A 14,056-nucleotide genomic window follows, 5' to 3' on the forward strand; every position below is an offset into this window, starting at 1 on the left:
TAACGTGAAAAATCTGTTGATCGTATCGCCCGACGCACAGCTTATACTACAGCTAAAGACAATGATTGCTTCAGAAAGGCTTGAATATGCAGTTATTGATGAAACAGATTCAGTCATTAAGGCCATAGAGTCTTTGGACGCTGCATCTGTGGAGGTCGTGATCATAGATGAAAGAGCCAGGGAAATTTACAGACTGGCGGAAGAACTCAATATAAGACAAAATATAATTACCATTGTTATCTCTGACTATGCGGGGATTTTCAGAGATAATGGAAGAATGGATCATATGATGTATGAATATATCTACAGACCGGTTGAAGATAGTAAGCTGTTGAATATATTGAGAAGAGAAAGTATGGAAAGCTTTACAGAGCAGAAATTCAGAGTGTTTACAGAAATGAGACTTAATAAGCTAAAACAGCAGTTTCTTAAAAATATCAGCAGCAACAATGCGTATTTCAGGACAAAGCTTTTATGGGAGATTAATGATGAGTATGAAATGAATATGAGCGAGGGGAGGTTTAATATTGGCCTGGTAGTATTAGATGGCAAGGACGGGCGTGAGGAAAAAGAGACAAGCGCGGTTCTTTTTCATATTATCCTGGATATTTTCAGTTCCAGTATACCAGCCGGAGAGTTTGCTGTGTATCAGTTTCGAAAATACTTTTTAGTCGTGCTAAATAATGTATATGATTTTCAGGAATTTCTTGATATGGAACAGAAAATATGTGAAGCAGTCATTGAAGTACATCCCGAAATGAAATATACCATCACAGTTCCGCATACCTGTACATCTATTTACCGTTTGGACGAGTATATAGAAGAAGCATTGTACATTTGCAGAAACCGCATTTTGGTTGGGACAGACCGGATCATTCGATGGAGTGATTTGAATCATAAGAGTGATCATTGGAATGAGAATTATACGGTAGAGGAAAAGAGCAGACTGAACAATATTCTGGATGTTTGTGATATGGAAATGTTCGGAATATGGTATGTACACAAGGTGGAAAATATACAGATGTATGGAGAGGGAGCAGTGGATTTTGCATATGCTATGGCGGAGGAGTTTTATATACAGTTTGAAAGGCGTATGTACAAGTCAAATCTGATTTCCATAGAAACATGGGCTGAGATATCCAAAGAGTATTATGAATTAAAGGATTCTTATGGGACCTTAAATGATCTGCTGGATTGGATTTATCTTTTTGCATGCCGGTATCTTAGTAAAATAAAGATTCTGATGCAGCGTCCCGATGAACGTATATATCTGGCACAAAAATATATCAATCAGCATTATTCAGAGGAAATCACGCTGGAGGATATTGCAAAGGCAGTTAATCTGACACCTAATTATCTCTGCGACCTTTATAAGAAAAAAACACAGAAGACCCTGGTCCAATATATGAATTATTATCGTGTGGAGAGAGCAAAGGAAATTCTGGAAGAGACAGATTTAAAAGTAAATGAAATAGCTCCGCTGATCGGATATGCAGATGAGAAATATTTTAGCAGAGTGTTCAAGCAATATGTAGGAGTTTCACCTGGAAGCTACCGCAAATGCAGCAACAAGAAATCATAATATTCTCCACTAAATGAAAAGTTTTGTGCGTTGAAAAACATACTGTTTTTCGATAAACTTTGTGTCATAAAGTAACTTGATCACAAGTTAACAGAGTAAAAGGAGAAAACGGTATGAAAAAAGGATTAAAAAAGGCAATTGCGGCAACTGTAGCATCTGTAATTTTTCTGAGTCTGGCAGGTTGCGGGGCATCTCCGGCGGAGGCTTCCAAATCGGGAACAGAAACAACAGCAAAAAAAGAAACAAAAGCGGCGAGCGAAGCCAACGGAGCTTCAGAGGAGGGAAAATCTGAAGCTTCAAAAGGAAAGATTGGGTACAACTATTTTGCGGCTGGTGATTATGCACTTGATACACTGGCTAATAATACGTCACACGTGATCGAAGCCTGTGGCTATGAAGCAATGGGAGTATGCGATAACGGATCCCTGGATCAGTTGGTGACTGATGTTGAAAATATGATCGCGTCTGGCTGTGATGGACTTGTATTATGGATTCCAAATGATTCCCTGTATCTGTCGGTTGCAGAGCTTTGTGAAAAGGCAGGAGTTCCGTTTGTTCTGGCAGACAAAGTTCCTACAGATCAGGCAATCACAGATAAATTAGCTACCTATAAGACCTACTGTGGTGCCACCACACCGGACAACTATTCTTACGGTGTACAGATGGCAGAATTTGCCATTGAACAGGGATATGAAACCTGCTTTATCCTCGCTTCCGGTGTGGGAGATGCGTCAGGTACTCCCCGTATAGAGGGATTTACTGATACCTTTGAAAAGGCAGGTGGAAAGATACTGGGAACACAGCATACAGATGATTCAAACCAGGCGGTGACGCAGGCGGAAGATATGTATCTTGCACATACGGATGCGGATTTCATTATGGCAACAGGCGCTTCAACATTTGGCTCTGCGGCACTGGAAACTCTTAAGAAATATAATGATAAGAATATGAAGATCATTACAGCAGATTTTGATGAGAAGATTCTTTCTTCTATGAAGGATGAGGATTATGTACAATTCCTGATTGGCGATTTTTTAGTGTGTGGTTCTTATGCTTCAGCGCTGATGTGTAATAAATTAAATGGTACACCTATGCTGAATGAAGATGGTACAGCGCCTTATGTTGATATGGTACCTGCCTTTAGTATTCCGGTAGAGGAGATGGATCTGTTTAATACATATATCGCAGGGGATTGTATCTATTCAGACAAGGAATGTCAGGCAATGCTTGGTATGTCATTAAAGGATTTTGAGGACAACATAGTAACCGCTTATTCTCTGGAAGACAGACTGAACGCAAAGTATCAGGAAGGCACTATTTCGGCCGATGAGATGAAAGCAGCCGGATTAGAATAAGCGAAGGGGAATGTTATGGCAGAGAAATCTTCAATAAAGAACAAACGCTGGTTTAAGATGGCTGTGTTTTATGTATGTTATGCGCTGCTGTTTGTCCTTGCTAATGTGCTGACAGGGAACCGATTCTTTTCCACGACAAATATCATTTCAACAGTTTCACATGCAGTATTTCCGGGATTAGTCGGTTTTGGAATGGTGTTTATCATGACAGGGGGAATTGTGGATCTGTCAATTGGAGCTACTGTTATTTTAGCAGGGAATGTGGGGGCATACTTAAGCGCTGAACTTGGCCTGGGTTATGCAGGATTGATCGCAGGCTGTCTCATCTGTGCCGCCTGCTGTGAATTATTGACAGTAACCATTGGTTTGAAAGCAAGAATCCCTTCATGGATCGCAGGCCTTGGAATGACGCTGGTGTATGAGGCAGTAATGGGAATGTATTCTGAATGGATGTCAAAAACTCAGGGAACGGCTGTACTGGAGATGGGAGCATCAAGAGGGTTTGGTCGTATTCCGGGAATGATCATTGTCTGGCTGGCCGGATTTGCAGTATGTTATTTTCTATATAATTATACATCAATTGGAATGAATATACGTGCACTGGGATGTAATGCGGGAGTAGCCCGCGCAATGGGGGTCAAAAAAGATAAGTCGCTGCTGATTGGTACGTTGATCGGCGGTCTGTTCATCGGAGTGGCCGCAATGTGTTATATCAGCTTTAACGGCCATTTGACAGCAGTCACGGGAATGAACTCAGTGTCTCAGATATTTAAATCCCTGGCAGTGTTTTTGCTTGCCACATCCTTTGAGTCCATTATCGGTGTTCCGGCAGGGGTATTGTTTGGTTCACTGCTGATCGCCGGATTGTTTAACTGTTTGACACTGCTCGGTGTACCTTCCGGAACAGGGCAGGATATCCTGCTTGGTGTGATCGTTATCCTTTGTGGTGTCATTTCAAAACTCAATTATAAAGGAGTATCGAAATGATGGCAGATAAAGTGATATTACAGATTGATAAATTAAATAAGTGGTATGGCGTTACCCATGCCAATGCTGATGTGGATTTTCAGCTTAAGCGGGGAGAAATCAGGGGATTGATAGGAGAGAATGGGTCTGGAAAATCCACTCTGACTTCTCAGATCTGTGGGATTCAGATTCCTACAAGCGGCCGCATGTTTCTGAACGGGAAAGAGTATGCGCCTAAAAGTCCGATTGATGCCAATAATTGCAAAGTGGCAATGGTAGTACAGGAACTGGGAGTTCTGGGAACCCTTCCTGTATCAGTCAATATGTTTATGGGACACACAAAACAGTTTACGAAATATGGAATTTTAAATGTGAGAACCATGGAAAAGGCCGCATCAGATATTTTGGAAAAATACGGGTTTGAGAACATTCCTTTAAAAGTATTGACTCAGGATTTGTCTATAGAACAGAGAAAATTGGTGGAACTGGTAAAAGCGTTATCTATAGAGCCTGATATTTTGGTATTGGATGAAATCACACAGGCATTGTCACATGATAACCGTCAGAAATTATATAAGATCATGTCAGACTTTGTTAAGAATGGGCATTCGATCATTATGATTTCTCATGACTTGGAAGAGACCTTGGAACTTTGTGACAGTATTACGGTATTGCGCGACGGAAGTGCAGTTATGACTGTGGAAAAGAAGGAATTTAATCTGGATGAATTAAAACGGGTCATGATTGGACGGGAGGTGAGTGCCCACTATTACAGGGAAGACAAAAAAGCTTCCAATAGCGGAGAATTGGTGCTCAGTGTAAAGGAACTAACGACAGACAAGCTGCAGAGTATCAGTTTTGATCTGTTCAGAGGAGAAATTCTTGGAGTCTGCGGATTGTCAGATGGCGGTATTCATGATTTGGGACGCGCTATTTACGGCAAAGAACATATCCGGAGCGGGGAGATTCTGATCTATTCAAAGGATGGTGTCAAGGCGGTAAAGCGGACAAAAGACATTACAGGGAACCATGGGGCATATCTCTCAAAAGACAGGGATTCAGAAGGGCTTATGCTGCAGGCTAAAATCTCTACAAATATCCAGATTCCATCGCTGTCCAAAATGGCATCCTCCTGCTGGTTTGTAAGCCCCCGAAAATTAAAAAAACTGGCAGATGATGCAAAAAAAAGATTTGAAATAAAGTGTGTCAGTGTAGATGCTCCGGTAAACAGCATGTCAGGGGGAAACAAGCAAAAGGTGAATCTCAGCAGATGGCTGATCCAGGATTTGGATTTTATTATTCTGGATTGTCCCACACGAGGAGTGGATATCGGGGTAAAGGCATATATCTATAATTTGCTGGAAAAAGAGGCGAAGGAAAGAAAACGAGCAATCCTTTTGATATCCGATGAACTTCCGGAGGTGATGGGAATGTCTGACAGAGTGCTCATTATGAAAGATGGAAAAGTTTCTGGGATGCTGAGCAGGGATGAGGGATTTGCTGAAGAGAAAATAGTGGAGGCGATGATCTGATGAAGAAGAGTAAAAAGAATATTGACATAGGCGCAGTCATGCCCCTGATTATTTTTTTCGTCATTACATTAGCAGCTGTCATTTTAACAGGCGGTCAGGTATTTGCCGTAAATAATATTCTGAACATTATAAATCAGGCTGTACCTTATCTTTTGGCAGGAGTGGGGATGATTTTTGCAGTGGCTATGGGAGGAACGGATATCACCTGTGGTTCTATTATCGGTCTGGCAGGAACAGCGGGGGCTTATGCAGCTCTGAACATTGGCTTCTGGGCCATGTTTCCGGCAGCCATATTGGTAGGGGCAGCAGTAGGTCTGCTAAATGGTATTGTTATATCAAAGTTTAAAGTTCCCTCCTTTATGTGTACACTGGCAATGCTGCTGGCAATCAGAGCTGTATTAAACTGGTGGCTGCAGTCTCAGGTGTTTATCTGCAATGAGCAGATGCTTAAGCTAGATAACCTGGGTATAAAATTGCTGATTGCCCTTGTTGTATTGATCATATTCGGATATATTTTCCGGTTTACGCCTTTTGGAGAATATACACGTGCAATCGGTGAAAATGAACTTGCTATGGAATTTACCGGGACATCGGTGAGTCTTGTAAAGATTGTGGCTTATACACTTTCAGGCCTGCTTGCGGGTATTGCAGGAATATTTGTTGTAGTTCGTCTTGGAGGGGCATCTAATACAATGGGCGCAGGAGTGGAGATGAAAGTAATGCTCTGCATGTTCTTGGCGAGTATTCCGGTACAGGGAGGCTCTGGTACACGTATTTATAAATTGATCATTGGTGTTATGACCTATTTCATGCTTGATAACGGATTGACATTATTAGGTGGAACGTCAAATGTAAATCAATTGATAAGAGGTGTTATTTTAATATTGGCTTTGATCATTACAAGAGTGGCCATAGAAAAAAATGAAATGCGGAATATAAAAAGAGCAGCAGCAGAAAATTGACATAGGCAGAGCGTGCATGCGAAAAAATAGAATAAGTTACATATAAAAGCCGGCAGATGCCGGTTTTTATATTTGTAAAGTTTTAAAAATTATCTGGTCTGCTTCCTATTAAATCCTGCTTGTTTATTAAGAAGTAAAAGTGAAATATACGAATGTAGAATATTTGGACAGTCTGCTTGCCTGTATTGCGAAAGCCAGTCCATCGGCAGGAGAGAACGGGCAGGAAATACTGAATCTGGCTATAAAAGAGGCTGTTATCTCCGGATATATTAAAATAAATCCTGTTACAGGAACAAAATCTTATAAGAGGACGAAGCCCAAAATCATCATTTTCAGCCGGGAAAAGAAAGAAAAAGAACAAATGTTCCGCTTTTACCTATACATTTTTATATGCCTATGTTATAATTTTTAGTGACTTTAAAGAATACTATTTCCACCAGGTATTATCTGGTGTTACGACGTATCCCAAAACAGGTTTTGGTGACCTTTATTCGTAAAATGGAAAAAGTTCGCCTATAGACCACGGTACTGAATACTCTGTTTTACGAATTTTTGGTCTATAGGCGAACTTTTTGTTGGGTCACCACGGAGGTAAACATACATTATGGAGTTCAAATTACACTCAGAATACCAGCCCACCGGCGACCAGCCGCAGGCAATCGAAGCCCTCGTGAAAGGCTTCAAAGAAGGCAACCAATGCCAGACTTTACTAGGGGTTACGGGGTCTGGAAAGACTTTTACCATGGCCAATGTCATCCAGCAGATCCAGAAGCCGACCCTTATCATTGCCCACAATAAAACCCTGGCTGCACAGCTCTACGGCGAGTTTAAAGAGTTCTTCCCCGAGAACGCAGTAGAATACTTTGTATCCTACTACGACTACTACCAACCCGAAGCCTATGTCCCCTCATCCGACACCTATATCGCCAAAGACTCATCCATCAACGACGAGATAGACAAACTCCGTCTCTCCGCCACCTCCTCCCTGAGTGAGCGGAAGGATGTCATCATCATCTCCAGTGTATCCTGCATCTACGGTATCGGAAGCCCGAAGGATTATCAGAACATGATCATCTCCCTCCGACCGGGTATGGAGAAAGACCGTGACGATGTGGTGAGAGAGCTGATCGATATCCAGTATGACAGGAATGACATGGATTTTCACCGCGGTACGTTTCGTGTGCGCGGGGATGTTCTTGAAATCTTTCCGGCGGATTATACAGATATGGCAGTGCGGGTGGAGTTTTTCGGGGATGAGATTGACCGGATCACCCAGATTGACACTCTGACCGGTGAAATAAAATCTCAGCTCAATCACATTGCTATTTTCCCGGCCTCCCACTATGTAGTGCCCATTGAGCAGATACGGAAGGCGGCTGTTGGCATCGAGGAGGAGCTGAAGGAGCGTGTGGAATACTTCCGCAGTGAGGATAAGCTGCTGGAAGCCCAGAGGATTTCAGAGCGGACTAACTTTGACATTGAGATGCTCAAGGAGACAGGATTCTGTTCCGGAATCGAGAACTATTCCCGTCATCTTTCCGGGCTGGAACCCGGGGAGGCGCCATATACACTGATGGATTATTTCGGGGATGACTATCTGATCATTGTAGATGAATCCCATAAGACCATCCCCCAGATACGTGGTATGTACGCAGGTGACCGCTCCAGAAAGAGCACGCTGGTGGACTACGGATTTCGTCTGCCGTCAGCCCTTGACAACCGTCCTCTGAACTTTGAGGAATTTGAGAGCAAAATAGACCAGATCATGTTCGTATCCGCCACCCCGGGAGATTACGAAGCAAACCATGAACTGCTGCGGGCCGAACAGATCATCCGTCCCACAGGGCTTCTGGACCCCATGGTGGAAGTGCGGCCTGTGGAAGGACAGATTGATGACCTTGTGGGAGAGGTCAATAAAGAAGTGGAAAAAGGCAATAAGATACTCATAACCACGCTGACAAAACGGATGGCTGAGGATTTGACGGATTATATGAAAGAGCTGGGCATCCGTGTCAAATACCTGCACTCTGATATTGATACCCTGGAACGCACGGAGATCATCCGTGATATGCGTTTGAATGTCTTTGATGTGCTGGTGGGAATTAACCTGCTCCGTGAAGGGCTTGATATTCCGGAAATTACCCTTGTGGCTATTCTGGACGCGGATAAAGAAGGATTCCTGCGCTCTGAGACATCCCTGATCCAGACCATCGGCCGTGCGGCCCGTAACTCAGACGGACGTGTTATCATGTACGGGGATACCATAACAGACTCCATGCGTCTTGCCATTGACGAGACCATGCGCCGCCGTAAGCTGCAGCAGGAGTACAACGAGGCCCACGGCATCACACCGCAGACCATCAAAAAAGCAGTCCGTGACCTTATCAGTATCTCCAAGAGTGTAGCCGAGACGGAGAAGAAACTGATAAAGGACCCGGAATCCATGAACAAAAAGGAACTGCAGAAGCTGATAAAGGACGTGGAGAAACAGATGCGGGCAGCAGCAGCGGATCTGAATTTCGAGATGGCAGCAGAGCTGCGTGACAAGATGATAGAGCTGAGAAAAAATCTGGAAGAGATATCAGAGAATTAAATCTTCACAAGCTAATCTTCACAAGCTAATCTTCACAAGCCCAAGCATAGATGAGCGGCGGAGGCAAAGTCCCTTACGGGGGATTTTACTCCGCCGTTTTCTTTTGCTGAAAAAATATTTCCCCGGTAACGAAATAAAATTCTTGTAAATTTATTCAGAATCATGTAATATTACTCATGGACTGCCCATAAAAAGGGCAGAAATACAGGACCATGGCCGCTTTCAGATAACCGGTCACGGCCCTTTCTGCGTGAAAATATTATATATTGGGAGGAAACCTATGAATTACGGTATTTTAAGTTTACTGCCGCCCATCATAGCTGTTATCCTGGCGATCAAGAGCCGAAATGTGATTCTTTCCCTTTTCTGCGGAGGACTTACAGGTGTATTGATATTCAGCCACGGTAACCCGTTCTTAGCGGTGAAATCTATGATCGGTGATTATTTATTCGTACAGCTTACAGACAGCTATAATGCGGGCGTTATCGTACTGGTGGTGTTCATCGGCGGATTTATCAAGCTGATGGAAAAGTCAGGAGGCGCGCAGGCTTTCGGGCAGAGCGCATACCGCTATGTTAACACCAAGTTAAAGGCACAGCTCTGCGCATGGGCAGGCGGGATCATTATCTTCTTTTCCGACCTGGGAACCCCCCTTCTGGTGGGACCTGTGTTCCGGCCTTTGTTTGACAAGCTGAAAATCTCCAGGGAAAAACTGGCCTGGATTTTGGACTCCACCTCATCTCCGGTGGCTATTTTGATCCCGTTTATCGGCTGGGGTGTGTATATTATGGGACTCATCCAGTCAGAGTTTGACAATCTGGGCGTAAAGGCATCAGATTACACTACCTTTGTGCAGGCCATTCCGTTTCAGATTTATGCCATTCTGGCAATTATCATGATTCCGCTGATCGCATTTACAAAGATAGATTTTTTCCAGATGAAAAAAGCGGAGCAAAAGGCAGAGAAAGAAAAGGCAGATTATAACTTTACAGAGCATGAGGCGGAAAAAGAAAACACCGGGGTATACTCCAAAAAGAACGCAAAACCGATCATGGTGATCCTTCCCATCATAGTTGTATTTGTCACTTTGTTTGCCACGCTGGCACCGCTGGGATTTCCGTTTAAGAAGGTGGACGGCAACGAGTTCAGGGTTGCACTTACTATGGGATACTTTTTCGGGGCGCTGGTTCTGATCCTAATGATCTGTCTTTTCAAAGTCATGAATTTCGGCGAGACATTCAAGGTGTATGTGGGCGGTATGAAAGGGATGACGGATGTGGCAATCACCCTGATTCTTGCCTGGTCCCTGGGGAGCATGATCAGTGAACTGGGCACGGCGCAGTTTATTGTGGATGTGCTGAAATCCATGAGCTTTTCCGCGGCACTGGTTCCTGCGGCAATCTTTCTGTTCGGTGCATTCGTGTCCTTTTCCACAGGAAGTTCATGGGGAACCTTTGCGATCATGATGCCTCTTGCCATACCAATGGCGCAGGCATTCTCCATTCCGTTTGCCATTGCCGTAGGCGCGGTTTTATCCGGAGGACTGTTCGGAGACCACTGCTCGCCAATCTCTGACACCACGATCCTGTCCTCCACAGGTGCGGAATGTGATCTGGTCGAACATGTGAGGACCCAGCTGCCCTATGCGCTTGTGAACGGTGTGATCGCTCTTATTGCGTTTATCATTGCAGGGGCGACCAAGAGCGCTGTATCATTGGGATTTGCAGTTGTGGCTCTGATCGTTGTGGTATTTGTGATCAATAAAGTATTTAATAAAAAAGCAGCAGCATAAAAATGGCTGGCGCACCGGATATTACGGGACGCCGGCCATTTTTATATAAAAGATAATAACAGCAGGCGGCCGTGCTTTGGAAATGAGGTCTGGAAGAAATTAAGAATGTGTTGAAACATTTCCGGCGATCCTTAGGTCTAATAAGCAGAAACATGAAAAACATGTGGAAACGTACGTACGGAAGAAAGGAACCTGATATGAATAATCTGATCAAAAAAGCAAAGGAGAGGGATGCGGACGCATTCACGGAGCTGATGCAGTCTCAGATGCAGAACATGTACAAAGCTGCGCGTTCTCTGCTTTCCAACGAGGAGGACGCGGCAGACGCCATCTCTGAAACAATCCTCACCTGCTGGGAGAAAATAGACCGGCTCAGGGAAGATAGGTATTTCCGTACCTGGATGACCAGAATACTGATCAACAAATGCAATGACATAAGGAAGAAAAAAGAGAACCTCTTCTTCACAGACGAGATGCCTGAGGTGGAAGTAAAAGAGGAGGGCTACGGCAATCTGGAATGGAATGAGGCGCTTGATATGCTGGATGGGAAGTACAGAACTGTGATCATCCTGTACTATGTGGAAGGCTTTAAAATGTCAGAGATCGCTGAGATCCTGGAGATACCGGAGGCAACTGTCCGGACCAGGATTGCCAGGGCCAGAAAGAAGATGTCAGAGGAGTATTATCCGAAGGCAGAGAGGAGGAAATTGATATGAGCATGAAAGAAGAGGAGATGATAGAGAAACTCAGGAAAGAGGTAGAGATTCCTGATAAAGTCCGGCAGAAAGCCAATGAAGCCTTTGCTTCTATAAAAAAGGACGCTGGGGCAGGAGCGGCAGAGGAAAGAGCAGCAGAAAGAAGAACAGGGGGCAGAATGCCGGGGAAAAAGCTTTGGATTCTGGCTGCGGCAGCCATTCTTGCCTTCGGTACGGTTACCGCGGGCGCAGCAGCTTATATGAAGTGGAGCAAAAGCCTTTCCGACGGAATGGCAGTGGAGGAGGAGCAGAAGCGTGAACTGGAAGATGCCCATATGGCAGCTCCCATTGATCAGTCTGTGACGGACCAGGGGGTTACGGTTACGATGGTACAGACAATTGTGGATCAGCATTTTCTGCGCATCTCTTTAAAGGTGGAGGGGTATGAACCGCCGCAGGGAGAACAGCCTGATTTCGGCCGGACATTGATTACCATTGATGGGAAAAATATAGATGATGCAGAAAATGAGGAGGATTATGTAAACCTCTCATCTTATTTTTTTGATAACATTGTACAGAGTCCTGAGGATGGGAAGGCAGTGAATCTGGATGGAACGCCCTTTACGGAAGACCAGGAGATTTCTTATGTGCTGGAAGACGGCAGTATGGAATACAATATCGTTCTTTTTAACGCAGAGAGTGAAGATTATTTTATGGAAAAGCCCATCCATCTGGAGCTGACAGGACTCGGTGGTCTGTATCTGGAAGGCTACAGACCGAATATCGAAGGGACCTGGAGCTTTGACTGGAACCTGGAAAGGTCTGACATGGTAAGAGCATGCAGCCCGGACATTGCTCTGGGTGACACCGGTGCTGTGGTAGAAAAGATAGAGATATCACCGATTTCTGCGCAGGTGACATACCGGTTTCCCAGAACCAAGACGAAAGAGAAGGGGTATAATGACTCCGGGGAAGAGATTGATGTGGAGTTAACAGAAGAACCACCGGAGCTGATAGGTGTAAAGATGAAGGACGGCACCACATATTCCTATTTATACGGCGGGCCGGGCAGCTGTGGATTTTCCTCAGATGAGGGAGAAGAATATATTCACACATTCGGACTCAACAGGATACTGGATACTGCCCAGATTGAGAGCTTTTTATTTCTCAAATCCATTCCGGAGGACGAAGAACCTCTGACAGAGGAAAACTTTTATATAGTCCCTGCAAATGAAAAGACAGCGGGAAGAAATTACTGATATTATAATAAAACAGAGGGAATGCTGTTAATATTGAACAGCTCCCCTCTGTTTTTTTTGCGTCCCTTTTCTTTCCTATTATTGCGGATTCTGAAACTTTCTAAAAAAAATATAAAGCCCTTGACAAATAAACACGCTGGTGCTATCTTAAGAACATAGATGTTAGCACTCCACACAAACGAGTGCTAACAACACCGGAAACAACATCCGGGGCCATCAATGCGGAAGCAGAAAGGAGATTATAATGGACAGTGAACTGGATGAGCGTAAGAAAAAGATATTAAAAGCCATTATCCAGACGTATCTGGAAACCGGCGAACCGGTTGGATCGAGAACGATTTCAAAATACACTGACCTGAATCTCAGCTCTGCAACCATCCGGAACGAAATGTCAGACCTGGAGGAACTGGGGTACATTTTACAGCCCCACACTTCAGCAGGACGGATTCCCTCAGACGCGGGCTATCGTCTCTATGTGGATGAGCTGATGCGGGAGAAGGAACAGGAAGTTTCGGAGATCAAGGAACTGATGATCGAGAGGACCGACAAAATGGAGAAGGTGCTCAAACAGGTGGTGAAGGTTCTTGCATCCAACACCAACTATGCGACCATGATTACCGGCCCGACCTATCACAGGAACAAATTAAAATTCATCCAGCTTTCCAAAGTGGCTGAGATGCAGCTTCTGGCAGTTCTGGTGATTGAAGGAAATATAGTGAAGAATCACATGATAACCCTTCAGGAGCCTATGGATGATGACACAGTGCTGAAGCTGAACCTGCTTCTTAATACCCAGCTAAACGGCCTTACCATTGAGGAGATCAATCTGGGTATGATCACTAAGATGAAAGAACAGGCAGGTATACACAGCGCGGTTGTGGGAAGCGTCATTGACGCGGTGGCCAATGCCATTGCGGTGGATGATGATGAGGTGGAGATATACACCAGCGGAACAACGAATATTTTCAAATATCCGGAGCTGGCAGACACCTCCAAGGCCAGTGAACTGATTTCCGCTTTTGAAGAAAAGCAGGAACTGGTGGATCTGGTAAAGGATACTATGAATTCCGAAGAGAATACCGGCATTCAGGTATACATTGGAAATGAAACCCCTGTTAAAACTATGAAAGACTGCAGCGTTGTGACAGCCACATACGATTTGGGAGACGGTATGCAGGGAACCATCGGTATTATAGGCCCAAAGCGTATGGATTACGAGAATGTTGTGAACAATTTGAAGACGCTGAAGACGCAGTTGGACAATATATTTAAGAAAACCTAGAAAGGCGGTACGGATTCGTGTCAGAAGAAAAAGAATTA

The 14,056-nt window shown here is 44.3% G+C and carries 10 protein-coding genes; all 10 read left to right on the forward strand.

All coding sequences use genetic code 11. The features are described from left to right. Nucleotides 1–4: 4 nt before the first annotated feature. Nucleotides 5–1,582, forward strand: coding sequence for an AraC family transcriptional regulator (locus V8Q34_RS19450; protein WP_335836159.1), 1,578 nt, complete (start codon nucleotides 5–7; stop codon nucleotides 1,580–1,582). 113 nt (nucleotides 1,583–1,695) lie between these two features. Next, on the forward strand, nucleotides 1,696–2,937 hold the full coding sequence (locus V8Q34_RS19455) for a sugar ABC transporter substrate-binding protein (protein WP_335836160.1): 1,242 nt from the start codon (nucleotides 1,696–1,698) through the stop codon (nucleotides 2,935–2,937). Nucleotides 2,938–2,952: 15 nt separating this feature from the next. Beyond that, the gene (locus V8Q34_RS19460; protein ID WP_335836161.1) at nucleotides 2,953–3,924 is read left to right on the forward strand and encodes an ABC transporter permease; all 972 of its coding nucleotides are present in this window, start codon (nucleotides 2,953–2,955) and stop codon (nucleotides 3,922–3,924) included. After that, complete coding sequence (locus V8Q34_RS19465; RefSeq protein WP_052099586.1) at nucleotides 3,921–5,435, forward strand: sugar ABC transporter ATP-binding protein; 1,515 nt, start codon at nucleotides 3,921–3,923, stop codon at nucleotides 5,433–5,435. Before V8Q34_RS19460 ends, V8Q34_RS19465 begins: the two co-directional genes overlap by 4 nt. Then, complete coding sequence (locus V8Q34_RS19470; protein WP_033142355.1) at nucleotides 5,435–6,397, forward strand: ABC transporter permease; 963 nt, start codon at nucleotides 5,435–5,437, stop codon at nucleotides 6,395–6,397. The genes V8Q34_RS19465 and V8Q34_RS19470 overlap by 1 nt, the downstream gene beginning before the upstream one ends. 604 nt (nucleotides 6,398–7,001) lie before the next feature. Next, nucleotides 7,002–8,990, forward strand: a complete 1,989-nt coding sequence (gene uvrB / locus V8Q34_RS19475) for an excinuclease ABC subunit UvrB (RefSeq protein ID WP_033142357.1) — start codon at nucleotides 7,002–7,004, stop codon at nucleotides 8,988–8,990. A 280-nt stretch (nucleotides 8,991–9,270) separates the two neighbouring features. Continuing rightward, nucleotides 9,271–10,782 (forward strand): Na+/H+ antiporter NhaC family protein, encoded by a 1,512-nt coding sequence (locus V8Q34_RS19480; RefSeq protein WP_103732593.1) that lies wholly within the window; start codon nucleotides 9,271–9,273, stop codon nucleotides 10,780–10,782. 161 nt (nucleotides 10,783–10,943) lie between these two features. Then, the gene (locus tag V8Q34_RS19485) at nucleotides 10,944–11,498 is read left to right on the forward strand and encodes an RNA polymerase sigma factor (protein ID WP_225305378.1); all 555 of its coding nucleotides are present in this window, start codon (nucleotides 10,944–10,946) and stop codon (nucleotides 11,496–11,498) included. Next, nucleotides 11,495–12,736 (forward strand): DUF4179 domain-containing protein, encoded by a 1,242-nt coding sequence (locus V8Q34_RS19490; RefSeq protein WP_244805954.1) that lies wholly within the window; start codon nucleotides 11,495–11,497, stop codon nucleotides 12,734–12,736. Before V8Q34_RS19485 ends, V8Q34_RS19490 begins: the two co-directional genes overlap by 4 nt. Nucleotides 12,737–12,980: 244 nt before the next feature. Then, nucleotides 12,981–14,018 carry a heat-inducible transcriptional repressor HrcA gene (gene hrcA / locus V8Q34_RS19495; RefSeq protein WP_181014503.1) on the forward strand — a complete coding sequence of 346 codons (1,038 nt, stop codon included), beginning with the start codon at nucleotides 12,981–12,983 and terminating at the stop codon, nucleotides 14,016–14,018. Nucleotides 14,019–14,056 lie beyond the last annotated feature (38 nt).

Origin of the sequence: Blautia sp. JLR.GB0024 (assembly GCF_037000545.1) — a bacterium.
Classification (GTDB): Bacteria; Bacillota; Clostridia; order Lachnospirales; family Lachnospiraceae; genus Blautia; species Blautia celeris.